This is a genomic window from Pseudomonas syringae pv. tagetis (assembly GCF_022557255.1).
In the GTDB taxonomy this organism is placed as follows: domain Bacteria; phylum Pseudomonadota; class Gammaproteobacteria; order Pseudomonadales; family Pseudomonadaceae; genus Aquipseudomonas; species Aquipseudomonas caricapapayae.
In genome coordinates this window covers 5,895,867-5,920,230 of the sequence record NZ_CP092923.1, presented here as the reverse complement: position 1 = coordinate 5,920,230, position 24,364 = coordinate 5,895,867, and the positions used below count along the sequence as shown (strand labels likewise).

The 24,364-nt window shown below is 58.0% G+C and carries 21 protein-coding genes; 14 read left to right on the top strand and 7 right to left on the bottom strand.

Features of this window, described 5'->3' with window-relative positions:
- Positions 1-6 precede the first annotated feature (6 nt).
- The 4 genes from fmt to MME58_RS26480 all read left to right on the top strand — a co-directional run bounded on the left by fmt (position 7) and on the right by MME58_RS26480 (position 6,170).
- Positions 7-951: a methionyl-tRNA formyltransferase gene (fmt, locus tag MME58_RS26495; protein WP_054985577.1), complete on the top strand. Its 945-nt coding sequence runs from the start codon at positions 7-9 to the stop codon at positions 949-951.
- Entirely contained in the window at positions 948-2,273 is a 1,326-nt protein-coding gene (gene rsmB / locus MME58_RS26490; protein ID WP_054985578.1) for a 16S rRNA (cytosine(967)-C(5))-methyltransferase RsmB, read from the top strand. The genes fmt and rsmB overlap by 4 nt, the downstream gene beginning before the upstream one ends.
- A 4-nt stretch (positions 2,274-2,277) precedes the next feature.
- Positions 2,278-3,651, top strand: a complete 1,374-nt coding sequence (trkA, locus tag MME58_RS26485) for a Trk system potassium transporter TrkA (RefSeq protein ID WP_054985579.1) — start codon at positions 2,278-2,280, stop codon at positions 3,649-3,651.
- Positions 3,652-3,806: 155 nt separating this feature from the next.
- Entirely contained in the window at positions 3,807-6,170 is a 2,364-nt protein-coding gene (locus MME58_RS26480) for an FdhF/YdeP family oxidoreductase (protein ID WP_055006600.1), read from the top strand.
- Between the two features lie 337 nt (positions 6,171-6,507).
- On the opposite strand, the gene MME58_RS26475 is transcribed toward MME58_RS26480, so the two are convergent.
- The gene (locus MME58_RS26475) at positions 6,508-7,395 is read right to left on the bottom strand and encodes a lysophospholipid acyltransferase (RefSeq protein ID WP_054985581.1); all 888 of its coding nucleotides are present in this window, start codon (positions 7,393-7,395) and stop codon (positions 6,508-6,510) included.
- A gap of 38 nt (positions 7,396-7,433) precedes the next feature.
- Positions 7,434-7,985, bottom strand: a complete 552-nt coding sequence (locus MME58_RS26470) for a DNA-3-methyladenine glycosylase I (protein ID WP_055006599.1) — start codon at positions 7,983-7,985, stop codon at positions 7,434-7,436.
- An 80-nt stretch (positions 7,986-8,065) separates the two neighbouring features.
- Here MME58_RS26470 and glyQ point away from each other — a divergent pair, with 80 nt between their 5' ends.
- Genes glyQ through MME58_RS26450 form a run of 4 tightly spaced genes read left to right on the top strand, consistent with a single transcriptional unit; the run spans position 8,066 to position 12,458 of the window.
- Positions 8,066-9,013, top strand: coding sequence for a glycine--tRNA ligase subunit alpha (glyQ, locus tag MME58_RS26465; RefSeq protein WP_002551326.1), 948 nt, complete (start codon positions 8,066-8,068; stop codon positions 9,011-9,013).
- Positions 9,010-11,064, top strand: a complete 2,055-nt coding sequence (gene glyS / locus MME58_RS26460; protein WP_055006598.1) for a glycine--tRNA ligase subunit beta — start codon at positions 9,010-9,012, stop codon at positions 11,062-11,064. Before glyQ ends, glyS begins: the two co-directional genes overlap by 4 nt.
- Positions 11,065-11,078: 14 nt before the next feature.
- On the top strand, positions 11,079-11,630 hold the full coding sequence (gene gmhB / locus MME58_RS26455; protein ID WP_054985584.1) for a D-glycero-beta-D-manno-heptose 1,7-bisphosphate 7-phosphatase: 552 nt from the start codon (positions 11,079-11,081) through the stop codon (positions 11,628-11,630).
- Between the two features lie 57 nt (positions 11,631-11,687).
- Positions 11,688-12,458 carry a lysophospholipid acyltransferase family protein gene (locus MME58_RS26450; protein ID WP_054985585.1) on the top strand — a complete coding sequence of 257 codons (771 nt, stop codon included), beginning with the start codon at positions 11,688-11,690 and terminating at the stop codon, positions 12,456-12,458.
- Positions 12,459-12,614: 156 nt separating this feature from the next.
- Here the strand turns inward: MME58_RS26450 and MME58_RS26445 are convergent, their stop codons facing one another.
- Positions 12,615-13,574 (bottom strand): AraC-like ligand-binding domain-containing protein, encoded by a 960-nt coding sequence (locus MME58_RS26445; protein WP_055006607.1) that lies wholly within the window; start codon positions 13,572-13,574, stop codon positions 12,615-12,617.
- A gap of 168 nt (positions 13,575-13,742) precedes the next feature.
- On the opposite strand from MME58_RS26445, the gene MME58_RS26440 reads away from it, so the two are divergent.
- Genes MME58_RS26440 through MME58_RS26430 form a run of 3 tightly spaced genes read left to right on the top strand, consistent with a single transcriptional unit; the run spans position 13,743 to position 16,706 of the window.
- Positions 13,743-14,753, top strand: coding sequence for a nitrilase (locus tag MME58_RS26440; protein ID WP_055006597.1), 1,011 nt, complete (start codon positions 13,743-13,745; stop codon positions 14,751-14,753).
- 2 nt (positions 14,754-14,755) lie between these two features.
- The gene (locus MME58_RS26435) at positions 14,756-15,790 is read left to right on the top strand and encodes a phenylacetaldoxime dehydratase family protein (RefSeq protein WP_055006596.1); all 1,035 of its coding nucleotides are present in this window, start codon (positions 14,756-14,758) and stop codon (positions 15,788-15,790) included.
- A 28-nt stretch (positions 15,791-15,818) separates the two neighbouring features.
- A complete protein-coding gene (locus MME58_RS26430; protein WP_055006595.1) occupies positions 15,819-16,706 on the top strand; it encodes a transporter in 888 nt (295 codons plus the stop codon).
- A gap of 52 nt (positions 16,707-16,758) precedes the next feature.
- Here MME58_RS26430 and gyrB read toward each other — a convergent pair whose 3' ends face one another.
- The 4 genes from gyrB to dnaA are packed head-to-tail and all read right to left on the bottom strand — an operon-like array spanning position 16,759 to position 22,987.
- Complete coding sequence (gene gyrB / locus MME58_RS26425; RefSeq protein ID WP_054985589.1) at positions 16,759-19,176, bottom strand: DNA topoisomerase (ATP-hydrolyzing) subunit B; 2,418 nt, start codon at positions 19,174-19,176, stop codon at positions 16,759-16,761.
- Between the two features lie 4 nt (positions 19,177-19,180).
- Positions 19,181-20,284, bottom strand: a complete 1,104-nt coding sequence (recF, locus tag MME58_RS26420; RefSeq protein WP_054985590.1) for a DNA replication/repair protein RecF — start codon at positions 20,282-20,284, stop codon at positions 19,181-19,183.
- Positions 20,285-20,306: 22 nt separating this feature from the next.
- The gene (gene dnaN / locus MME58_RS26415) at positions 20,307-21,410 is read right to left on the bottom strand and encodes a DNA polymerase III subunit beta (RefSeq protein ID WP_054985591.1); all 1,104 of its coding nucleotides are present in this window, start codon (positions 21,408-21,410) and stop codon (positions 20,307-20,309) included.
- 38 nt (positions 21,411-21,448) lie between these two features.
- Entirely contained in the window at positions 21,449-22,987 is a 1,539-nt protein-coding gene (dnaA, locus tag MME58_RS26410; protein ID WP_054985592.1) for a chromosomal replication initiator protein DnaA, read from the bottom strand.
- A 584-nt stretch (positions 22,988-23,571) separates the two neighbouring features.
- Here dnaA and rpmH point away from each other — a divergent pair.
- Genes rpmH through yidD form a run of 3 tightly spaced genes read left to right on the top strand, consistent with a single transcriptional unit; the run spans position 23,572 to position 24,362 of the window.
- Positions 23,572-23,706, top strand: coding sequence for a 50S ribosomal protein L34 (gene rpmH / locus MME58_RS26405; protein WP_002551315.1), 135 nt, complete (start codon positions 23,572-23,574; stop codon positions 23,704-23,706).
- Positions 23,707-23,722: 16 nt separating this feature from the next.
- Complete coding sequence (gene rnpA / locus MME58_RS26400; protein ID WP_054985593.1) at positions 23,723-24,124, top strand: ribonuclease P protein component; 402 nt, start codon at positions 23,723-23,725, stop codon at positions 24,122-24,124.
- Positions 24,117-24,362 carry a membrane protein insertion efficiency factor YidD gene (yidD, locus tag MME58_RS26395; protein WP_002551313.1) on the top strand — a complete coding sequence of 82 codons (246 nt, stop codon included), beginning with the start codon at positions 24,117-24,119 and terminating at the stop codon, positions 24,360-24,362. Before rnpA ends, yidD begins: the two co-directional genes overlap by 8 nt.
- The last annotated feature ends 2 nt before the right edge of the window (positions 24,363-24,364 follow it).

Here is a 24,364-nt window from a genome sequence, read left to right as displayed (position 1 = left end):
AACTCCATGACTGAGCCACTGCGCATCGTCTTCGCCGGCACTCCGGAATTTGCCGCCGAACACCTCAAGGCCCTGCTCGACAGCCCTTATCAGATCGTCGCCGTGTACACCCAGCCTGATCGTCCGGCGGGTCGTGGACAAAAGCTGATGCCCAGCCCGGTCAAGCAACTGGCGCTGCAACATGACATACCGGTCATGCAGCCGCCCACACTGCGCGACCCTGCCGCGCAGGCTGAACTGGCAGCGCTGCAACCGGATTTGATGGTGGTAGTCGCCTACGGCCTGATCCTGCCGCAGGTGGTGCTGGATATCCCGCGCCTGGGCTGCATCAACAGCCATGCCTCGCTGCTGCCACGCTGGCGCGGTGCGGCACCGATTCAGCGTGCGGTGCAGGCGGGCGATGCCGAAAGCGGCGTGACCGTGATGCAAATGGAAGCGGGCCTGGACACCGGGCCGATGCTGCTCAAGGCGGTCACCGCGATCACCGCGCAGGATACCGGCGGCACGCTGCACGATCGGCTCGCCGAACTGGGCCCGCCTGCGGTATTGCAGGCCATTGCCGGTCTGGCGGACGGGTCGCTGGTCGGCGAGGCTCAGGACGACAGCCTGGCCAACTATGCTCACAAATTGAACAAGGATGAGGCGCGTCTCGACTGGACACGTCCGGCCGACGAGCTGGAACGCCTGGTCCGCGCCTTCAATCCATGGCCGATCTGCCACAGCACGCTGAACGAAGAAACCCTGAAGGTGCTGGCTGCCGATCTGGCCGAGGGGCAGGGCGCGCCAGGAACTGTCCTGGGTGCCAGCAAGGACGGTCTGATCGTCGCTTGCGGTCACAACGCCCTGCGCCTGACCCGACTGCAACTGCCGGGCGGCAAGCCGCTGAATTTTGCTGATCTGTTCAACAGCCGCCGCGAGAAATTCGCCCTCGGCACGGTGCTGGGTCAATGAACCCGCGTCTGGCCGCCGCCAAGGCACTGGCTGCCGTGCTCAGCGGCAAAGCATCGCTGAACAGCTCGCTGCCGACTCAACTGGACAAGGTCGAAGTACGTGATCGCGGACTGACTCAGGACCTCGCGTTCGGCACTGCGCGCTGGCAGCCACGCCTGTCGGCACTGGCAGCCAGACTGCTGCAAAAGCCTTTCAAGGCTGCTGACGCCGACGTCGAAGCCTTGTTGCTGGTCGGCCTTTACCAACTGTTCTACAGCCGCATTCCGGCCCATGCGGCCATCGGCGAAACCGTGGGCTGCGCCGACAAATTGAAAAAGCCGTGGGCCAAAGGCTTGCTCAACGCCGTGCTGCGCAATGCGCAACGTGACGGCGAGGCGCTGTTGATCGAGCTGGAACACGACCCGGTGGTACGTACGGCCCACCCGCGCTGGCTGCAGAAAGCCCTGAAAGCGGCATGGCCGGAGCAGTGGGAAGCGATCTGCGCGGCCAACAACGCACACCCGCCGATGATTTTGCGGGTCAACCGTCGCCATAACCGTCGCGATCAATACCTTGAGCGGCTGAACGCTGCGGGGCTGGAAGCGAGCGCATGCACGTTCAGCCAGGACGGTATCGTGCTGGCCGAGCCCTGCGACGTACGCTCGCTGCCAGGCTTTGCCGAAGGCTGGATCAGCGTGCAGGACGAAGCCGCGCAACTGGCCGCCGACCTGCTGGAGCTGGCCCCCGGCCAACGCATACTGGACGCCTGCTGCGCGCCAGGCGGCAAGACCTGCCATTTGCTGGAAGTACAGCCGCACTTGAGCGGCGTGGTGGCAGTTGATCTGGAAGCCAAGCGTCTGGTGCGCGTGCGCGAAAACCTCGATCGCCTGGGGCTGGACGCCGAGCTGATCGCTGCCGACGCCCGCGCAACAGCGCAGTGGTGGGACGGCCAGCCGTTCCAGCGCATCCTGCTCGACGCTCCCTGCTCGGCGACCGGCGTTATCCGTCGCCACCCGGACATCAAGCTGACCCGTCAACCGGACGACATCACCGCGCTCGCGACCCTGCAAGGCGAACTGCTCGACGCATTGTGGCCTACTCTGCAGGTAGGCGGCATGCTGGTGTACGCGACCTGTTCGACACTGCCGACTGAAAACACCGAGGTCATCGAGGCGTTTCTGGCGCGCACCTCGGGTGCCAGAGAGCTGGATATCGCCGGGCAGGCCGGACAATCACCGGCGGGTATCAAGCAGCCCCACGGTCGCCAGCTGCTGGCCCAGCAAGGCGGCCACGATGGTTTCTACTACGCCAAACTGATCAAGATCGCGGCGGCTCGGGAGTAAACGGTTGAAAATCATCATTCTGGGTGCAGGACAGGTGGGCGGGACGCTGGCCGAGCACCTGGCAGGCGAAGCCAACGACATTACGGTGGTCGACACCGACGGCGACCGGTTGCGCGACCTGGGCGACCGCCTGGACATCCGTACCGTGCAGGGCAAGGGTTCCTACCCGGCCGTACTGCGCCAGGCCGGCGCAGACGACGCCGACATGCTGGTCGCAGTGACCAGCAGCGACGAAGCCAACATGATTGCCTGCCAGGTAGCGCATACGCTGTTTCACACGCCAACCAAGATTGCGCGCATCCGCGAGGCGGCGTACCTGACGCGCGCAGGCCTGTTCGAGAAAAACGCAATCCCGGTCGACGTACTGATCAGCCCGGAGCAGGTGGTCACCCATTACATCAAGCGCCTGATCGAGTACCCCGGCGCGCTGCAGGTCATCGACTTCGCTGAAGGCAAAGCGCAACTGGTGGCGCTCAAAGCCTATTACGGCGGCGCATTGGTGGGCCAGCAGTTGCGCCAGTTGCGAGCGCACATGCCGAATGTCGACACCCGTATCGCAGCGATCTATCGGCGTGACCGGGCGATACTGCCCCATGGCGATACGGTCATCGAAGCCGATGACGAGGTGTTCTTCATCGCCGCCAAGGCTGATATTCGCGCCGTAATGGGTGAGCTGAGGCGTCTGGACGAGAACTACAAGCGCATTGTCATTGCAGGCGGCGGCAATATCGGCGAGCGTCTGGCAGAAGCCATCGAAAGCCGCTATCAGGTGAAGATCATCGAAGTGAGCCCCGCACGCTGCCGCTATCTGTCCGAGCATCTGGACAGCACGGTAGTGCTTCAGGGCAGCTCATCGGACCGCGATTTGCTGCTGGAAGAAAACATCGGCAACACCGACCTGTTCCTGGCGCTGACCAATGACGATGAAGCCAACATCATGTCGTCGCTGCTGGCCAAACGGCTGGGCGCACGCAAGGTGATGACGCTCATCAACAACCCTGCCTACGTCGATCTGGTGCAAGGCGGGGAGATTGACGTTGCGGTCAGCCCGCAGTTGGCTACCATCGGCACGCTGCTGGCTCACGTGCGCCGGGGCGACATTGTCAGCGTGCACTCGTTACGGCGCGGTGCAGCCGAGGCCATCGAAATCGTTGCTCACGGCGACTCTAAATCCAGCAAGGTCGTCGGCCGTGCCATCAGGGACATCAACCTGCCGACCGGTACGGCCATCGGTGCAGTCATCCGCGACGAACAGGTGCTTATCGCCCACGACGTCACGGTGATCGAATCCGGTGACCATGTGATCATGTTTCTTGTGGATAAAAAGTGCATCCGCGACGTGGAGCGACTGTTTCAGGTAGGCCTGAGCTTTTTCTGAACAGGTCCTGAACAAGGCACCACCCTGACTGAACCTCTTGCCGGGCCGCCCTGTCGACGACGCTCGTCGACCCGGCCGAATTCTCTCCGAGCCTGTGTATCTCACACACACACAGGCATCATGCCTCCAAGGCTTTGTGAGAGAGAACGCACCCAATGGCTGAATCGGAAAATTCCCGGGCCCCGCTGCAAGGATCACAGACCGACGGCTCACCTGCGGGTGGTTGGCCCGCACTCGGCGCAGTCAACAAACACCTGTTGCGCCAGCACGTACTGATCGAGGGCAATCGCACACTGCTGTCAATGAACAAACCGGGCGGCTTTGATTGCCCCAGTTGCTCCTGGCCGGACCCGAAGAAACCGCACGCGTTCGAATACTGCGAGAACGGTGCCAAGGCACTGGCCTGGGAGTCGACCAAAAAACGCGTAACGCCTGAGTTCTTCGCCCGCCATACGGTCAGCGAGCTGGCCACCTGGAGCGATCACGACCTTGAAGAGCAAGGCCGCATCACTCAGCCAATGCGATATGACGCCGCCAGTGACAAATACCTGCCCGTCACCTGGGATCAGGCGTTCGCCGAGATTGGTGAAGAGCTGCGCCACTTGAGCGATCCGTCGAAACTGGAGCTGTACACGTCAGGACGTACGTCGAACGAAGCGGCCTTTCTGTATCAACTGTTTGGCCGCCTGTACGGCATGACCAATTTCCCTGACTGTTCGAACATGTGCCATGAGACCACCACTGTGGCGCTGCCCGAGTCGATCGGGGTAGGCAAGGGCACTACGACGCTGGAAGATTTCGAGAAGGCCGACGCGATTTTCATCATCGGCCAGAACCCCGGCAGCAATAGCCCGCGCATGATGTCCGAGCTGCACGCCGCCGCACGGCGAGGTGCCAGCATCATCTCGTTCAATCCGTTGCGGGAAAGGGCGCTGGTACGTTTTGCGGCACCGCAAGACCCGCGTGACATGCTCAGCCTGCATGGGGTGAAGATCAGTTCTCAGTACCATCAGGTCCGGATCGGCGGTGACCTTATCGCTCTGCAGGGCATTTGCAAGGCGGTGATCGAAGCCGATGACGTGGCCCAACATGCAAACCTGCCGCGCATTCTTGATGTGGCCTTCATTGACGAACACACCCATGGCTTTGAGCAATACGCTGCTTACTGCCGACAGTTGTCCTGGGACATCATCGAGCGCCATTCGGGCCTGACGCGTCGAGCCATCGAGGATGTGGCGGCAGTCTATATGCGCTCGGAGGGAGTCATCTGCTGCTGGGGCATGGGCGTCACTCAGCACAAGCGGGGCGGCGATGCCGTGCAGCAGATCATTAATCTGCTGCTGCTACGCGGCAACATCGGCAAACCCGGGGCCGGTGCCTGCCCGGTACGCGGGCATTCCAATGTACAAGGCGACAGAACGATGGGCATCTATGAAAAAGCCGGAGAACCGTTTCTCGCCAGTATGAGCAAGGTATTCGGCTTCGAGGCGTCCAGAAAAAAAGGGCATGCCGTGGCCGATACGTGCGAGGCACTGTTGCGCGGCGAGGTGGAAGCGCTCATTTCGATGGGTGGCAATTTTTTCCGCGCCATTCCGGATACCGATGTGATTTGCCCCACCGTCAGCCGTCTGAAAATGACGGTGCTGGTCAACACCAAGCTCAACCGTAGCGCGACCGTACACGGGCAGAAAGCCTTTCTTCTGCCGTGCGTGGCGCGTTCGGAACTGGACATGCAGAACGGCGTGGCGCAAACCATTACGGTCGAGGACTCGATGTCGATGGTGCATGGCTCGACCGGCATGCTGGAACCTGCGTCGAATCATCTTATTTCCGAAATTGCCATCATCGCCGGTATGGCCAAAGCGGCGCTTGAGCCCAATCCCAAGGTGAACTGGGACGGCTATGTGGGCGATTACGCCAGAATTCGCGACAAGATCGAGGAAGTGCTGCCCGAGCAGTTTTACGACTTCAACCAGCGCATCCTGGAGCCGGGCGGTTTCCGCCTGCCCAATGCCGCCAGTGAGCGTAAATGGGATACCGAGTCCGGCAAGGCCAACTTTCTCTTTCCTGAGGGCATCTACGACGAGGACGACACGCCGCCGGGTGCCGAACACCTGCAGTTGATGACGATCCGCAGTCATGACCAGTTCAACACCACGGTGTATTCCAACGACGACCGTTATCGAGACATCTATGGTGACCGCATGGTGGTGATGCTCAACCCGCAGGACATCGAACGCCTAGGGCTGAAGGCCGGAGACTACATCGAGTTTCAGACCGCGCTCGACCCGACTACGGCGCGGCGTGCAGCGGGTTTCAAGGTCGTACCGTATGACGTGCCACAAGGATGCTGCGCAGCGTATTACCCGGAAACCAACGGCCTGCTGCCACTGGCCAACCGGGATAAACACGGCAATACCCCGGCAGCCAAGTCCATTCCAGTGAACCTGGTGCGGATGACCCCGGAGGGGGCTCAAGTAGCATTGGAGCGGCGCGGGTTGATAGCGGCGGCGAGTTAGCGCTCATCATCATTCGCGTGTCCGCCAACTGCCGCTCCCACGGCCTTCGGCCACAATCAAAAGCGGACTTGCGCAGTTCGCGGATAGGTCCGCTCCCACGGCTTTCGGCCAGAATCGAAAGCGGACTTGCGCAGTTCGTGGATAAGTCTGCTCCCACGGCCTTCGGCCAGAATCAAAAGCTGACTTGCGCAGTTCGTGGATAAGTCTGCTCCCACGGCCTTCGGCCAGAATCGAAAGCGGACTTGCGCAGTTCGTGGACAAGTCCGCTCCCACGGCTTTTGGCCAGAATCAAAAGCGGACTTGCAGATAACGCTGAGTGCTCCGCGTCTGCTCTTTCCTAGTACCAGCGCGCTTCGCCTGGCGGGCGTTTCTTGAAGCGTTTCATGGTCCACATGTACTGGCTCGGGTAGGCCCGCACATACTTTTCGACCACTTTGCTCATCGCCGCTGCCGAGGTTTCAGTGTCGGTGCTGTACATGGCTTCGGGGGCGGCTTCCAGTACCACTTTGTAGCCCGAACCATCCGGCAGGCGCATGGCGTGCAGGAAGACACCTATGGCCTTGCCTCCGGCCAGCATGTTCGGAACAAACTTGCTGGTCAACGCCTGAGTGCCGCAGAAAGGTACGAAGATGCCCGCTGATTCAGCCGGCTCCGGATCGGCCGGAATGCCTACCGACCCGCCTTTGCGGACCTCCTTGATGACACTGAGAATGCCTTCCTTGGTCGATGCCGCAACCCGGTTGCCCAACTGCACACGTTGTTTGCGCAACAGGTCATCCACGGCCTTCAATTTGGGCGGACGGTAGAAGATGATCGGCTTGCACTGGCTGCAATAGAAGTGATTGAGCACTTCCCAGTTGCCCAGGTGACTGGTGATGCCGACCACGCCCTTGCCCGACGCCAGCGCGTCCTTGAGCACGTCGAGCCCTTCGACTTCGCGCACCAGGTTGATCGATTTCTGTGCCGGCCAGATCCACGCACAGGCGCTTTCGGTCAATGTCTTGCCGATGTCCATGAGGCTGCGGCCAACGAGCTTTTCCAGCTCGGGCTCGCTCAGCTCGGGGAAACACTTGGACAGGTTGATCCGCGCCACTTCGCGCGAGCGGTTGGGCAGCTTCCACATCAGCCAGCCAATGGCGGTACCCACCCACTGCACGGCGCGCCACGGCAACAGTGCAAACAATCGCAATGCCCCGACCATTACGGCGCCTTTGAACTTATCCACAGATGACTCCCAGATTCTCGAGGCGGGTAGTGTAACCGTCAGCGGCTCAGGATCGCATACCGATCGCAATCGACGGTGTGGTCCATGACCATGCCACTGGCCTGCATATAGGCGTAACAGATGGTCGGGCCGACAAAGGTAAATCCGGCCTTTTTCAGAGCCTTGCTCATCGCTTCGGCCTCGGCGGTAATCGCCGGGACTTCGCTGCGGTCCTTGAAATGATTGATCTTCGGTATATCGCCCACAAACGACCAGAGCAATCCGACCGGATCTTCCAGCGCCAGCCAGGCCCGTGCATTGGTGCGCACAGCCTTGAGCTTGAGACGGTTGCGGATAATGGTCGGATCAAGCATCAGCGCGTCTATCTCGGCGTCGCTCAATTGCGCCAGGCGCTCGACATCGAAGCCGAACAGCACCTCGCGGTAACGCGCCCGGCGCTTGAGAATCGTTATCCACGACAGCCCGGCCTGGAACCCTTCGAGCAAAAGCAACTCGAAGAGCTTCTGCGCATCGCGCAGCGGCACTCCCCACTCCTGATCGTGATAAGCGATGTACAGGGGGTCTTCGTTGCACCAAAAGCAGCGTGTCATAGGGCTCCCAAGGAGTGGACGTGCGGCCGAATCGGGTATACTCCCGCTCTTTGAATCGCAGCCCAGCACAGGTGAAATTTGTGAGCCAGCCTACGCCAGCCGTGCGTACCTTCCAAGACTTGATCCTCGCCCTCCAGCAATACTGGGCGGAACAAGGTTGCGTGGTACTTCAGCCCTACGATATGGAAGTAGGCGCCGGCACGTTCCACACTGCCACGTTTCTGCGCGCCGTAGGCCCGGAAACCTGGAACGCCGCTTACGTACAGCCAAGCCGTCGCCCGACTGACGGCCGTTACGGCGAAAACCCGAACCGCCTGCAGCATTACTATCAGTTTCAGGTAATTCTCAAACCGAACCCGGATAACTTCCAGGAACTGTACCTGGGCTCGCTCAAGCACATCGGTCTCGATCCGCTGGTGCATGACGTGCGCTTCGTCGAAGACAACTGGGAATCGCCGACGCTGGGTGCCTGGGGTCTGGGCTGGGAGATCTGGCTCAACGGTATGGAAGTCTCGCAGTTCACCTACTTCCAGCAAGTCGGCGGTCTGGAGTGCTATCCGGTTACCGGAGAAATCACTTACGGTCTCGAGCGTCTGGCGATGTACCAGCAGGGCGTGGACTCGGTCTACGATCTGGTCTGGGCTGACGGCCCGTTCGGCAAAGTGACTTACGGCGATGTGTTCCACCAGAACGAGGTGGAGCAATCGACCTACAACTTCGAACACGCCAACGTCGACAAACTGTTCGAACTGTTCGATTTCTATGAAAGCGAAGCTGCGCGTCTGATCGAGCTGGAGCTGCCGTTGCCGGGCTATGAAATGGTCCTCAAGGCCTCGCACACGTTCAACCTGCTGGACGCCCGTCGCGCCATTTCCGTGACCGCGCGTCAGCAATATATCCTGCGCGTGCGCACGCTGGCCCGCTCGGTGGCTCAGGCTTACCTGCAGGCACGGGCTCGTCTCGGCTTCCCGATGGCACCGCCCGATCTACGCGATGAAGTGTTGGCCAAGCTGGAGGCAGCGCAATGAGTGCTCAAGATTTTCTGGTCGAGCTGGGCACCGAAGAACTGCCACCCAAGACCCTCGGTTTTCTGGCAGACGCTTTCCTCGCCGGTATTGAAAAAGGCCTGTCGGGCGCAGGTCTGACCTACAGCGCCAAACAGGTCTACGCCGCGCCACGTCGTCTGGCAGTGTTGATCACCGCACTGGCTACGCAACAGCCGGATCGCAGCGTCAATCTGGACGGCCCGCCCCGTCAGGCGGCATTCGACGCCGATGGCAATCCGACCCAGGCAGCCTTGGGCTTTGCCAAGAAGTGCGGTGTCGACCTGAGCGAAATCGATCAGAGCGGCCCGAAACTGCGCTACAGCCAGACCATTCTCGGCAAGCCGACCACGTCCCTGTTGCCGACCATCGTCGAGGACTCGCTGAACGACCTGCCAATTGCCAAGCGCATGCGCTGGGGTGCCCGCAAGGAAGAATTCGTGCGGCCGACCCAATGGCTGGTGATGCTGTTCGGTGATCAGGTGGTCGACTGCACGATTCTCGCTCAGAGCGCGGGTCGTCATTCTCGCGGTCATCGCTTCCATCACCCGGAAGACGTGCGTATTACTTCACCCGCCGGCTACCTCAGCGATCTGCGCGCGGCTTATGTACTGGCCGATTTCAATGAGCGTCGCCAGATCATCAGCAAACGCGTCGACGAGCTGGCCACCCAACAGGAAGGCACCGCCATCGTGCCGCCGGCCTTGCTGGATGAGGTGTCCTGCCTGGTCGAGTGGCCGGTTCCGCTGGTGTGCTCTTTTGAGGAGCGCTTTCTGGAAGTACCTCAGGAAGCACTGATCACTACCATGCAGGACAACCAGAAGTATTTCTGCCTGCTGGATGCCGAAGGCAAGTTGCTGCCGCGTTTCATTACCGTGGCCAACATCGAGAGCAAGGACCCGGCGCAAATCATTGCCGGTAACGAGAAAGTGGTTCGTCCTCGCCTGACCGACGCCGAATTTTTCTTCAAGCAGGACAAGAAACAGAAACTGGAAACCTTCAACGACCGTTTGAAGAACGTCGTGTTCCAGGCTCAGTTGGGTAGCGTGTTCGACAAGGCCGAGCGCGTGTCGAAACTTGCCGCCTACATCGCTCCGCGCATTGGCGGCGATGCCCAGCGCGCGGCGCGCGCCGGCTTGCTGTCCAAGTGCGACCTGTCCAGCGAGATGGTCGGCGAGTTCCCGGAAATGCAGGGCATTGCCGGTTACTACTATGCCAAGGCCGACGGCGAGCCTGAAGATGTCGCGCTGGCGCTCAACGAGCAGTACATGCCAAGAGGTGCGGGTGCCGAGCTGCCGACAACACTGACCGGCGCTGCCGTGGCCATTGCCGATAAGCTTGATACGCTGGTCGGCATCTTCGGTATCGGCATGCTGCCCACCGGCAGCAAAGACCCCTATGCACTGCGTCGTGCTGCGCTGGGCATCCTGCGTATCCTGATCGAGAAGAAGCTGGATCTGAATCTGGTCGAGACGGTGAAATTCGCCGTTACGCAGTTCGGCGCGAAGATCAAACCCGCCGGTCTGGCCGAGCAGGTACTCGACTTCATCTTCGACCGCCTGCGTGCGCGTTATGAAGACGAAGGCGTCGATGTAGCGGTGTACCTCTCGGTACGTGCCCTGCAACCTGCCTCGGCGCTGGATTTCGATCAGCGTGTTCAGGCAGTCCAGGCCTTCCGCAAACTGCCGCAAGCTGCCGCACTGGCTGCGGTGAACAAGCGCGTATCGAACCTGTTGAGCAAGGCCGAGGGCAGTATCGCCCAGACTGTCGAGCCCAAGTACTTCGACAACGCCAACGAGTTCTCCCTGTACTCGGCCATTCAGCAGGCCGACCATGCCATCCAGCCAATGGCTGCCGAGCGTCAGTACAGCGAATCGCTGGCGCGTCTGGCGATGCTGCGTGAACCGGTCGATGCGTTCTTCGAAGCAGTCATGGTCAACGCGGAAGACGCCAATGTGCGCGCTAACCGCTATGCCTTGCTGTCGCGACTACGCGGCCTGTTCCTCGGCGTTGCCGATATCTCGCTGCTGGGCTGACAGGGGAGTCGAGGGTGAAACTGCTGATACTTGATCGGGACGGAGTGATCAATCATGACTCCGACGCTTACATAAAGTCGGTGGATGAATGGGTGCCCATTCCCGGTTCGATCGAGGCTATCGCAGATCTGAGCAAGGCCGGCTGGACGGTGGCTGTCGCCACCAACCAGTCGGGCATTGCCCGAGGTTATTATGATCTGGCCACTCTGGACGCCATGCATGCGCGCTTGCGCAAGCTGGTGGCGGAGCAGGGTGGCGAGGTCGGTTTGATCGTCTATTGCCCGCATGGGCCAGACGATGACTGCCACTGCCGCAAGCCCAGACCCGGGATGCTGCAGGCCATCGCCCGTCATTACGCAGCAGACCCCAAAGGTCTCTGGTTCGTGGGCGACAGTAAAGGTGACCTGCAGGCCGCAGTGGCCGTCGATTCTCAGCCTGTACTGGTGATGACCGGCAAAGGCCGTAAAACGATGGACGGCGGAGTGCCGGCAGGCACGTTGATTTTTGACGATCTGGCGGCGGTTGCCGCAGAACTTATCCACAACAGCGCTTCACTGAACAGGTAGCTCGTCAGGTTCAGGACGCTCAAGGAGCGGGCACCTGCCCGTACGGTAAACGTAACTATGTCGATCATGCAGGCAATCAGGACCTTCTTCTTTTACCTGTTGCTGGGCACCAGCTCGTTGCTGTGGTGCACATTGAGCTTTTTCATTGCACCTTTCCTGCCGTTCAAAGCCCGCTATCGCTTCATCAACGTCTACTGGTGTCGCTGCGCCATCTGGCTGACCAAAGTGTTCCTGAACATTCACGTTGAAGTGAAGGGCGCAGAAAACGTACCGAAAACACCCTGCGTGATCATCTCCAACCACCAGAGCACCTGGGAGACCTTCTTTCTATCGGCGTATTTCGAGCCCATGAGCCAGGTTCTCAAGCGTGAGTTGCTCTACGTGCCGTTCTTTGGTTGGGCGATGGCAATGCTGCGTCCGATCGCCATTGACCGCGATAACCCGAAAGCCGCGCTCAGGGAAATTGCCAAGAAGGGCGACGAGCTGCTCAAGGATGGAGTCTGGGTGCTGATATTCCCGGAGGGCACGCGCGTGCCTTACGGCCAGGTCGGTAAATTCTCTCGTGGCGGCACTGCCTTGGCGGTAAACGCCGATCTACCGGTTCTGCCCATCGCACATAACGCTGGCAAATACTGGCCTCGAGATGGCTGGGCAAAGAAGCCCGGCACTATCCAGGTGGTAATAGGCGAACCGATGTATGCAGAGGGCACAGGTCCGCGTGCCATTGCCGCGCTGAATGACCGCGTTCAAGCCTGGAATGAAGACGCGCAGCGAGCGATGGGCTCGCCTGTTGCACCCGCAGTAAACCCCGAGAAAGTACCGGCGTGATTTTGTGGATAACCTGTGTACGGTTTTTCTGAAAGCAGTCAAAAAATCAGATTAACCCTCTAATTTATATACATATTTTTTCAGGCTATAAAAAACTGAAAAACGTGCATAAGTTTTAGTGATGTAGTTGAAACCGACCTGCATAGGTCGGTTTTTTTATGCTTGATGGATTGGCGAAACGACAGCCCGATAGGCTCGAGCAGGCATGCCGTACTGCTGGCGGAATACCCTGCTGAAATGCGCCACATCACTGAACCCCCAACGCCAGGCGATCTCGCCGATTTGCCGGTTGACGAGCAACGGTTCGCGCAGGTCAGTGGCGCAACGCTGAAGCCTGGATGCCAGCAGATACCGGCCAAACGAAGTCTCTTCATCCTGAAAAAGACTGCTGATGTAGCGCGTACTCACCCCGAATCGAGCGCTGACGCTATCCAGAGAGAGGGCTGTATCTGAAAGATTGGCCTGAATGTGGTCCTTGATGCGCAGCAGTAAACCACTGCGCCTCGAACCCTGTATCTGCCCTTTGACACGCTCGGACAACGCCATGGCTAACAGATCCAGACCTTGCTCTGTAATCCGCATTTGCTGCGTTGCGTCGACTCGATTTTCCAGAGCAGCCAGACCAGTAAAAAAGTCGAAGACCAGGCCGTTGAGCGGGTTGTCACGAGACATTGATAACGCGGTCAGATATTCCAGATTGCACAAGCGCTGTTGCAGGCTGTTACGCGGAATTTGCACTACGGTCTGCCTGAATGCACTGTCGAAGTGCAGCCGATAGGGGCGACGAGTGTCGTAAATAGCAAAATCACCGACCTTCAATACGGCGTCGCGCCCCTCCTGAGATACCTGAGCTTGCCCCTCGAGCGCCAGACTCACCAACACGAACTCATCGTCACTGCGCGCGATCCTTGTGGCATCTCGAACAACCGTTTGCTCACAGGACTGTACGTCCACCAAGGCCAGCGTTGCCACGCTATGCGAGCGCAAGCGCCCATGAAAGCTCTGCCGATCCGAGAACGCGCAGTCCAGCGGGACGAACGTATTGCACACCACTTCTTGCCAGAAATCTGCGCGCTCCCGTGGGGCAATACTGTGGGTATCGAAATAGATGCTCATCGCGTTCAACCTGCACTTTGAATGCTTCGAGCCGATCTTCATGCAAGTCTGAAACCACTCCTGCGGGTCCATCGCGACCAGTCAAAAAGCCGTTCCTTTTCGTCCTAATCCGATCGCCAATAAAGCCAATAGCCTGTGTTCAGCCAACCACCATTAAAGGTTATGACGATGAAAGCGCCACTGAAAGTTGCCTGTGTACAGGCTGCGCCCGTGTTTCTCGATCTGGACGCTACGGTAGACAAGACAATAATGCTGATCGAGCAGGCAGCGGCGGCTGGAGCCGGTCTGATCGCCTTCCCGGAAACGTGGATTCCAGGCTATCCGTGGTTTTTGTGGCTCGATGCACCCGTCTGGAACATGCCGTTGGTACATCGCTACCACCAGCAGTCTCTGGTCCTGGACAGCGCTCAGGCCCGGCGTATCAGCGACGCGGCTCGCCAGTACGGTATCTATGTAGTGCTGGGTTACAGCGAGCGCAGCAGGGCGTCACTGTACATCGGTCAGTGGATCATTAATGACCAGGGAGAGACCGTTGGGGTGCGCCGTAAGCTCAAGGCAACTCACGTGGAGCGTACCTTGTTCGGCGAGGGCGACGGCGCGTCGCTGCGTACCTTTGAAACCCCCATAGGCGTACTGGGTGCCCTATGCTGCTGGGAGCACCTGCAGCCGCTTTCCAAGTACGCCATGTATGCGCAGAACGAACAGATTCACGTGGCGGCCTGGCCCAGCTTCAGCCTTTACCGGAATGCCACAAGCGCTCTCGGGCCCGAAGTCAACACCGCCGCTTCACGGATTTATGCCGCAGAAGGGCAGTGCTTCGTCATTGCCCCTTGTGCAATCGTCTCGCCCGAGATGATCGAGATGCTTTGCGACAATGACGCCAAGCTTGGCCTGCTGCAGGCCGGTGGCGGACATGCGCGGATCTTTGGCCCGGACGGAAGCGATCTGGCGGCCTCGCTGGGCGAACATGAAGAAGGCTTGCTTTACGCAACACTTGATCCTGCCGCCTTGACCTTTGCCAAGGTCGCAGCGGACCCGGCTGGGCATTACTCACGTCCCGACGTCACACGCCTGATGTTCAACCCCAATGCCAACCCCTGCGTCGTGGATCTGCCGGGCTTGCCGGTCAGCGGCGAAGTTGTCGAGCTGTTTCAGCCAGCCGTAGCGCTGGAGGTGTGACCATGCAATCAGCGATTCCTGAGCATCTGCGCAAGCCACGCGAGCTGAACAGCAATGTGCCCGAGGGCTATCAACCGCCGTTCCCCGCATGGTCTGCGCGTTTCGATCCCTTGGCAGGGCAGGTAGTAATGGCCTGCTTCGGCGTTCAGGCCGTGCACCTGACAGGCTTGGCGGAACTGGCCCCTATAACCAATTATTTCGCCGCCAGTTCAGGTCCGCAGTATTGGGACAGTGCACGCTGCGTGGATATAGATGGCTTCCATACCTGCATTGCCATCGCTTATTGGCGCGACGTGGACACGTTTCATCAGTGGCGCAATAGCTCGGGTTTCATGCAATGGTGGCAAGACCCGGCTCGTGAAACCGGACCGCTTGGTTGGTTTCAAGAGGTTGTCTGTCCAACCGTCGAGCGTTTCGAAACACTTTTTTCTGCCCCTGACATGCCCGAAGGCGTTACGCACCTTGCCACTCACATGAGTGAGCCGATTCTGGAGCATGCTTACTGGGGCAGTTCCCGCGACCGCATTCCTCTGGGGCAGACCGACGCATTGATCGGCAGCAGACGTTCTTTCACCACGAACGTTGTGCGTCCCGGTCGTGTGCGCCTTTTGGGTCGCGACAACCTGTGCCTGATTCGCTCTGGCCAGGACTGGAGCAGTACCACCGCGCAGGAACGCGACCTGTACGTGAACGATATACAACCCGTACTGAACACCGGAATGACGTTTCTGCGTGACCAGGGCGCCGCCGTTGGCTGCCTGAGCTGTCGCTTCATGCAGGCGTTGGACAACAAGACCGGCGAGCCTTTGGAAAAGAGTTTCGGACTGGCCTGGTTCGATGATCTGGCCAACCTGGAGCGCTGGGCGAAGACCCACCCGACCCATGTGGCGATCTTCGGCGGCTTCATGCAGTACGTGCAGACCCTCAACTTTCAGGTCCAGTTGCGCCTCTACCATGAGATCGCAGTCATTCCGAGTGAAGCCCAGTATTTCGAATACCTCAACTGCCACCCTGGTAGTGGTTTGCTCAGCCGCTGATACGCACTTGTCCTTGAGGAAACAGAACATGCAACGACTCCCTTTGAGGGCCCGCTCAGCGCTGGCAGGGTCTACCTGGCTATGTTGTTCGACAGTCACCTGTGCGCTGGAGATCACCGCGGGTGATTACGAGCCGCTACCGGTGGGCATGAGTGCGTTACTTGTATATGCACAACATGCTGAAAGCTCGGACTTCTACAGCCAAGGTCATAAAGTCTCGGATGACTTCAGGCTCAAGACCGATGTCGGCCTGTTGCGCTATATCCATTCGTTTACGCCAGGCAACAACACAGTGATAGAACCGCAGTTCATTCTGCCCTACGGGCATCTGAAGGGCGGTGGTGATGCAAGCTCGCTCGGCCAGACCACCGACACCGGAGACCTGATTATTGGCGCACCTGTAAAGTGGACCCTGGACACCGCTAACAAGGATGTCTTTTCCTTGGCACCGTACGTGTATATGCCGACCGGGAGTTACGAAAATGACGACGCACTCAACCTCGGTGAAAACCGCTGGCGTCTCTTGTTACAAGCGGCTTATATCCACCACTTCAATGCCAACTGGGCAGTGGACACCGCCGCAGATGTCTCATGGTTCAGTCATAACGATGATTACGGCACCGCCAGCAGTACGCTCAAGCAAAAAGCTCGCTACGAATATCAGGCCTATCTGCGCTACAACCTTTCGCCGAAAACCCATTTTGCTGTAGGTGGCGGCCACATCGATGGCGGAGAAAACCGCGTAGCGGGGCTCAATCAAAACGATCAAATGAGCACGACGTACATACGCTTGAGTGCCACCCACATGCTTGCGCCGTCGATTCAGGTACAGGCAGTGCTCGGCAGGGATCTGGAAGTGGAAGAGGGCTTCAAGGAAAAGTTACGCTTGAACCTGCGCCTGGCAAAGCTGTTTTAAAGCACAAACAAAAACCCCGGCTTTCGCCGGGGTTGGTGTTTTCATGTGCTCATCAGAAGTCTAGGTTGGACACTGCCAGCGCATTGCTCTCGATGAAGTCACGACGTGGCTCGACCGCATCACCCATGAGGGTGTTGAAGATCTGGTCAGCGCCGATGGCGTCTTCGATGGTGACTTTCAGCATGCGACGCACGCTCGGGTCCATTGTGGTTTCCCACAGCTGATCCGGGTTCATCTCACCAAGACCCTTGTAGCGCTGGATGGTGTGGCGCTTGGTGCTTTCGGCCATCAACCAGGCAAGGGCTTCCTTGAACTCGGTGACGGGCTTTTTTCGCTCGCCACGTTGTACGTAGGCACCGTCTTCCAGAAGCGTGCTGATCTGCGCGCCCAGAGCGGTAACGGTCTTGTAGTCGTTGCTGCCGAAGAAGTCGCGGTTGAAGGTCACATAGTTCGACAGGCCATGAGAGATCAGTTCGACCTCTGGCAGCCAGACGTTACGCTCACGGTCTTCACGCAGGCTGGCCTTGTACACCAGACCCGACTTCTCACCGGTGCGCAAACGCGCATCGAACAGTGCCAACCAGGCTTGCATGCCCTCATGGTCGGAAAGCTGCTCCAGCGTGATCGGCGGCAAGTAGACGAAGTGCTCGGTCAGTTCCTGTGGGTACAGACGCGACAGACGCTTGAGCGTCTTCATGACCATGCGGAAGTCGTTGACCAGTTTTTCCAGTGCAGTACCGGAAATGCCCGGCGCCGATTCGCTGAGGTGCAGGCTGGCGTCTTCAAGGGCCGATTGGGTCATGTATTCTTCCATGGCCTCGTCGTCCTTGATGTACTGCTCTTGCTTGCCTTTCTTGACCTTGTACAACGGTGGCTGAGCGATGTAGATATAGCCACGCTCTATCAGCTCAGGCAACTGGCGGAAGAAGAAGGTCAGCAGCAGGGTGCGGATGTGTGAACCGTCAACGTCAGCATCGGTCATGATGATGATGTTGTGATAGCGCAACTTGTCGATGTTGTACTCTTCGCGGCCGATGCCACAGCCCAGCGCAGTGATCAAGGTGCCCACTTCCTGAGAAGAGATCATCTTGTCGAATCGCGCTTTTTCAACGTTCAGGATCTTGCCCTTTAGAGGCAGGATGGCCTGGGTTCTACGGTTACGCCCCTGCTTGGCTGATCCGCCAGCAGAGTCCCCTTCCACCAGGTACAGTTCGGAGAGGGCAGGGTCTTTCTCCTGGCAATCAGCCAATTTGCCTGGCAAACCAGCGATATCAAGAGCGCCCTTACGGCGAGTCATTTCACGAGCCTTGCGTGCAGCTTCACGGGCACGGGCTGCGTCGATCATCTTGCCGACGACAGCTTTGGCTTCGTTCGGATTTTCCAGGAGGAAGTCGGAGAAGTACTTGCCCATCTCCTGTTCCACCGCTGTTTTGACTTCGGACGAAACCAGCTTGTCCTTGGTCTGCGAGCTGAACTTCGGATCAGGCACCTTGACCGAAATGATCGCAGTCAGGCCTTCACGCGCATCGTCACCGGTGGTCGCGACCTTGTGCTTCTTAGCCAGACCTTCCTGCTCGATGTAGTTGTTCAGGTTACGCGTCAACGCAGAGCGGAAACCCACCAGGTGAGTGCCTCCATCACGCTGCGGAATGTTGTTGGTGAAGCACAGCAGGTTCTCGTTGAAGCTGTCGTTCCACTGCAGCGCAATCTCGACACCAATACCGTCGTCACGCTGAATATTGAAGTGGAACACCTGATTGACCGGCGTTTTGTTGGTGTTCAGGTATTCAACGAATGCGCGCAGACCGCCTTCATATTTGAATAGCTCTTCCTTACCGCTACGTTCGTCCTTGAGGACGATGCCGACACCGGAGTTCAGGAAGGACAGCTCACGAATCCGCTTGGCCAGGATGTCCCAGCTGAAGTGGATATTCTTGAAGGTTTCAGCGGAAGGCTTGAAGTGGATCTGGGTACCCGTGGTGTCACTTTCACCGACGATTTTCATCGGTTCCTGTGGAACACCGTGCACATAAGTCTGCTCCCAGATCTTGCCGCTGCGACGAACCGTCAGCAACAGAATTTCTGAAAGGGCGTTAACAACAGAGACACCTACACCATGCAAACCGCCGGATACTTTGTAGGAGTTGTCATCGAACTTACCGCCAGCGTGAAGCACGGTCATGATGACCTCGGCTGCCGATACGCCTTCTTCTTTATGCACGTCTACCGGAATGCCGCGGCCATTGTCGCGCACGGTAATAGATTCGTCTGGATGGATGATGATGCTGATGTCGTCGCAGTGGCCTGCCAATGCTTCGTCGATCGAGTTATCAACCACCTCGAACACCATGTGGTGCAGACCGCTGCCATCGTCTGTATCACCGATGTACATTCCGGGACGCTTGCGTACGGCATCGAGTCCTTTCAGCACCTTGATGCTGGACGAGTCGTACGTTTGGTTTTCGCTCATGCAATCACTCCCGATGGTCGTGGGTCTGGGTGATACGGCCTTGTTCCACGTGGAACAAAGCGACTGGCGTTTCCGTCTGCCAGCCTTCCCTCAAAAATTCTTGATCTACACAGGTGATAAACACCTGGCAGCGTAATTCTTCCAGCAAGCGGCAAAGTGCGCGTCGATGGTTGTCATCCAGTTCGGAGGGCAAATCATCCACCAGGTAAATACACTGGCCGCGACGGACCTGACTGACCAGGTGTCCCTGAGCAATACGCAGTGCGCAGACCACCAGCTTTTGCTGACCGCGGGACAATATATCTGCCGCATTATGAGCGCCTAATCTAAGGCGCAGGTCAGCTCTTTGTGGTCCGGCCTGGGTGTGTCCCATCTGCTGATCACGATGCAGGGAGGAGGAGAGCACTGTACTCAGCTCTTTTTCCTTGTCCCAGCCTCGGTAGTAGCTCAGGGTCAAACCTTCGAGCTCGACAAGTTCGCTCAAAGTCTGTTCGAAGACTGGCTTCAATGCCTTGATGTAGGCGCGACGAAACTCATCGATCTCTTCACTCGCCGAGCACAACTCACGGTCCCATGCCGCCTGTGAAGCGGCGTCAAGTGTACCATGCCGAAGCCACGAGTTTCGCTGCTTGAGGGCCTTCTGCAGGCGCTGCCAAGTGGTCATAAACCGAGGTTCCACGTGGAACACTCCCCAATCCAGAAACTGCCTGCGTATCTTCGGCGCGCCTTCAAGCAACCTGAAGCTGTCAGGGTTGATGAGCTGCAGCGGCAAAATCTCTGCCAGCTGGGCAGCGCTTCGCGCATTCTGCCCATCGATACGAATCTGAAACTCACCTTGGCGGTCGCGCGAAACGCCGAGATTGCTATGGCCACCCTGCGCAAGATCGACCTGCCCGAAGACAGTGCAGGATGGCTGCTCATACTGGATAACGGGAAGCAGGCGACTGCTGCGAAAGGAACGAGCGATCCCCAGTAGATGAATGGCCTCCAGAACACTGGTTTTGCCACTGCCGTTTGCGCCGTAGAGAATATTGATACGCGGGGAGGGGGAGAGGGTCACCGGGTGCAGATTGCGCACCCCGGTGACCGAGACGCGACTAAGAGACATCTAGATTGCGCTGGACATTGAATTACAGACGCATCGGCATGACAACGTAGGCGGAATCGTCGTTATCCGACTCTTGCACCAGGGCGCTGCTATTGGAATCGGACAGGATCAGGCGAACCTGCTCGGTCGTCATGACGCCCAGTACGTCGAGCAGATAGCTCACGTTGAAACCAATCTCCAGAGAATCACCGTTGTACTCAACGCTGATTTCCTCTTCTGCTTCTTCCTGCTCGGGGTTGTTGGCCTGAATTTTCAACTGACCATTGGCCAACTGCAGACGGATGCCACGGTACTTCTCGTTGGACAGAATCGCGGTACGACTGAATGCCTCGCGCAATGCTTGGCGATCGCCCAGCACCAGCTTGTCACCGCCTTTAGGCAGAACGCGTTCATAGTCCGGGAATTTGCCATCGACCAGTTTTGAGGTGAAGGTGAATTCGCCGGTAGTAGCACGGATATGATGCTGACCCAGAACGATGCTGACCGTACCGTCTTGCTCGGTCAGCAGACGCGCCATTTCGAGAATACCTTTGCGCGGAACGATCACCTGATGGCGATCAGCGTGTTCGATATCGGCAGACATCGAGCACATCGCCAGACGGTGACCATCAGTGGCGACCGCACGCAGGATACCGGCACTCACTTCCAGCAGCATGCCGTTAAGGTAGTAGCGAACGTCCTGCTGAGCCATGGCAAAGCTGGTGCGCTCGATCAGACGGCGCAGTTTGCTCTGTACCAGATTGAACGTCAGCGAACCTGGACCTTCTTCAACCGTAGGGAAGTCATTGGCTGGCAATGTCGACAGAGTAAAACGGCTACGACCTGCCTTGACGATCAGTTTCGAGTCATCGAGTTTTATATCGATCAGCGCGTCATTGGACAGGCTCTTGCAAATATCCATGAGCTTACGCGCGGGAACCGTGATTTCTCCGGGTTCGGCAGGCTCTTCCAACTGAACGCGGCCAACCAGTTCGACTTCAAGATCAGTACCGGTCAGCGAAAGCTGCTGACCCTCCACGACCAGAAGCACATTGGACAGAACCGGCAAGGTCTGGCGGCGTTCTACCACGCCGGCGACCAATTGCAGGGGTTTCAACAGGGCTTCGCGTTGAATAGTGAAATGCATGGTCTAGTCCCTTGCCTTAATAAGCTGCACTGGCGTTATCACGTAGTCAGAGTGCGCAGCAGGTTCTTGTAGTCCTCGCGGATATCCGCATCGGATTCCTTGAGCTCGTTGATCTTTCTGCAGGCGTGCAAGACTGTCGTATGGTCCCGGCCACCGAACACGTCTCCAATTTCCGGGAGACTGTGGTTGGTGAGTTCCTTGGAAAGTGCCATGGCCACCTGACGCGGTCGGGCAACAGAACGGGAACGACGCTTGGACAACAGATCGGAGATCTTGATCTTGTAATACTCGGCGACGGTGCGCTGAATGTTATCCACACTGACCAACTTGTCCTGCAACGCGAGCAGGTCTTTCAGCGATTCGCGAATAAGCTCGATGGTGATGTCGCGGCCCATGAAGTGCGAGTGAGCGATGACGCGCTTGAGCGCACCCTCCAGCTCACGCACGTTGGAGCGAATTCGCTGGGCAATGAAAAAAGCCGCATCATGAGGCAGATCGACCTTGGCCTGATCCGCTTTCTTCATGAGGATCGCTACGCGGGTTTCCAGCTCGGGTGGCTCGACAGCCACTGTCAGCCCCCAGCCGAAACGCGATTTGAGTCGTTCCTCCAGGCCTTCGATTTCCTTCGGATATCGATCGCTGGTCAGAATGACCTGCTGGCCACCTTCCAGAAGCGCATTGAACGTGTGGAAAAACTCTTCCTGTGAACGTTCCTTGCGAGCAAAAAACTGGATGTCATCGATCAACAAAGCGTCGACTGAACGGTAGAAGCGCTTGAACTCATTAATTGCGTTGAGCTGCAAGGCCTTGACCATGTCTGCGACGAAACGCTCCGAATGCAGATAGACAACCTTTGCGTTCGGATTCTTCTTGAGCAGATGGTTACCCACAGCATGCATCAAGTGCGTTTTACCAAGACCTACGCCGCCGTAAAGAAACAGCGGGTTGTAGCCATGCTTGGGGTTGTCGGCGACTTGCCAGGCGGCAGCACGTGCCAGCTGGTTGGATTTACCCTCGACAAAGTTCTCGAACGTGAACGTGCGGTTCAGGTAACTGGTGTGCTTGAGCGCGCCTTCGACCTGTACGGTACGTTGCTCCGCACGCGCGGGGGCCTGCTGAGAGCTGGCACCGGCCATCGGGTCGAAGCTGTCACGTGAAGGCTCGTCATGTGCTGCAACGTTCTGAACCGGTGCAGACACGGCAACCGTAGCGGGTGGCGCTGCAGATATCGCTGGAGCAGGAGCAGAAACGCTGCTGACCGAATTGGCAGACAACGCCTGGGACGCTGCAGCTGCCAGTGGCGCGTTGGGGGCGGCACGTGGTGCAGAGCTGCGCTTGCTTCCTATTAATAAGGAAAGAGCAGGGGCCATGCCCTGGCCATGCTCGCCCAGAAGCTCAAGCAAACGGCCAAGGTATTTTTCGTTGACCCAGTCGAGAACAAAACGATTGGGTGCATACACGCGCAACTCGTCGCCTTCGGCTTCGACCTGTAGCGGACGGATCCAAGTGTTGAATTGCTGGGCAGGCAGCTCATCGCGCAAAAGCTCCACGCACTGCTGCCAAAGTTCCACTGACACGGATATCCCCTGAGTTGAAAGCCGGTGAGGCAAAAACAGCCGCTATTGTAACGATCCGCAGAGGACTTATCCACATGTAGGTTGCTCACAGATAGCTATAAATCAACGATTTATGATGTGCTCACGCGACAAGCGGTCAAATCCTGAGATCTGTGGATAACCACTCTTCAGCCCATTGCATAACTCGGGCGTGAACTCTGTGCATAACTCGGCTGTGGATAAAACGGCATTCCATGCACAGCTTTTCCGACAGCGCGGCACAGGCAAGGCACGGCTTCTGGACAACCTTTTGAAACGCTGTACATTTTGATTTTAAAGGACTTCAGGATGTTATCCACAGAAAATGGCTGCCTAAGAGTTATAAGCTTTATAAAGAAGCTTTAAATACTCTCTTCTTTTTATTTCTATAACTGACAGGAGGCCGGGTGTATCGAAACGGCTACCCGACAGGAGAATGTCTATAAAAGGCGTATATGAAGAAAAGCTGGTTGGAAATTGACCTGCGGGCCTGCTTTCTCTAGAATCCCCGGTCTCTTAAAACGGGGGCCATTCCGGCCCGTAGTGGACGACCCAGGTAACACGCCATGAAACGTACTTTCCAACCCAGCACTATCAAGCGCGCCCGCACCCACGGTTTCCGTGCACGCATGGCCACCAAGAACGGCCGCGCAGTCCTTTCGCGTCGTCGTGCCAAAGGCCGTAAGCGTCTGGCAGTTTGATAAATCGGCACAGGAGGTGAGTCGAGACTTCAGTCGGGAGAAGCGTTTGCTGACCCCCCGGCATTTCAAGGCAGTCTTTGACTCCCCTACCGGCAAGGTTCCGGGGAAAAATCTCCTGCTCCTTGCGCGCAACAACGACCTTGATCATCCCCGGCTGGGGCTGGTGATAGGTAAAAAGAGCGTGAAGCTCTCCGTCGAGCGCAATCGTTTGAAACGCCTGATGCGCGAATCATTTCGCCAACACCAAGACAGTTTGGTCGGTTGGGATATCGTTATCGTCGCGCGTAAAGGTTTGGGTGACGTAGAAAACCCTGAACTGATTCAGCATTTCGGCAAGCTCTGGAAACGTCTGGCGCGTAGCCGACCCATTCCGGAAAAAAAATCCGAAACTGCAGGGGTAGACAGTCCAGATGCGTAAACTGGCACTCGTTCCGATCCAGTTTTATCGCTATGCCATTAGCCCGCTGATGGCCAGTCACTGTCGTTTCTACCCCAGCTGCTCCTGCTACGCGTATGAAGCCATCGAGAATCATGGCCTTTTGCGCGGTGGCTGGCTGTCAATTCGTCGCCTGGGTCGCTGTCACCCGTGGAATCCCGGTGGTTATGACCCGGTTCCAGCTGTCCCCACCTCCCGTTCTTCTTCGATGGCCGAGTAATC

What these genes read in the sequence shown, in the direction of transcription:
- fmt (WP_054985577.1), top strand. Translation starts at nt 7, where the DNA reads ATGACTGAGCCACTGCGCATCGTCTTCGCCGGCACTCCGGAATTTGCC.
- rsmB (WP_054985578.1), top strand. Translation starts at nt 948, where the DNA reads ATGAACCCGCGTCTGGCCGCCGCCAAGGCACTGGCTGCCGTGCTCAGC.
- MME58_RS26480 (WP_055006600.1), top strand. Translation starts at nt 3,807, where the DNA reads ATGGCTGAATCGGAAAATTCCCGGGCCCCGCTGCAAGGATCACAGACC.
- MME58_RS26470 (WP_055006599.1), bottom strand. Translation starts at nt 7,985, where the DNA reads ATGACACGCTGCTTTTGGTGCAACGAAGACCCCCTGTACATCGCTTAT.
- glyS (WP_055006598.1), top strand. Translation starts at nt 9,010, where the DNA reads ATGAGTGCTCAAGATTTTCTGGTCGAGCTGGGCACCGAAGAACTGCCA.
- MME58_RS26450 (WP_054985585.1), top strand. Translation starts at nt 11,688, where the DNA reads ATGTCGATCATGCAGGCAATCAGGACCTTCTTCTTTTACCTGTTGCTG.
- MME58_RS26445 (WP_055006607.1), bottom strand. Translation starts at nt 13,574, where the DNA reads ATGAGCATCTATTTCGATACCCACAGTATTGCCCCACGGGAGCGCGCA.
- MME58_RS26440 (WP_055006597.1), top strand. Translation starts at nt 13,743, where the DNA reads ATGAAAGCGCCACTGAAAGTTGCCTGTGTACAGGCTGCGCCCGTGTTT.
- MME58_RS26435 (WP_055006596.1), top strand. Translation starts at nt 14,756, where the DNA reads ATGCAATCAGCGATTCCTGAGCATCTGCGCAAGCCACGCGAGCTGAAC.
- MME58_RS26430 (WP_055006595.1), top strand. Translation starts at nt 15,819, where the DNA reads ATGCAACGACTCCCTTTGAGGGCCCGCTCAGCGCTGGCAGGGTCTACC.
- gyrB (WP_054985589.1), bottom strand. Translation starts at nt 19,176, where the DNA reads ATGAGCGAAAACCAAACGTACGACTCGTCCAGCATCAAGGTGCTGAAA.
- recF (WP_054985590.1), bottom strand. Translation starts at nt 20,284, where the DNA reads ATGTCTCTTAGTCGCGTCTCGGTCACCGGGGTGCGCAATCTGCACCCG.
- dnaN (WP_054985591.1), bottom strand. Translation starts at nt 21,410, where the DNA reads ATGCATTTCACTATTCAACGCGAAGCCCTGTTGAAACCCCTGCAATTG.
- rpmH (WP_002551315.1), top strand. Translation starts at nt 23,572, where the DNA reads ATGAAACGTACTTTCCAACCCAGCACTATCAAGCGCGCCCGCACCCAC.
- yidD (WP_002551313.1), top strand. Translation starts at nt 24,117, where the DNA reads ATGCGTAAACTGGCACTCGTTCCGATCCAGTTTTATCGCTATGCCATT.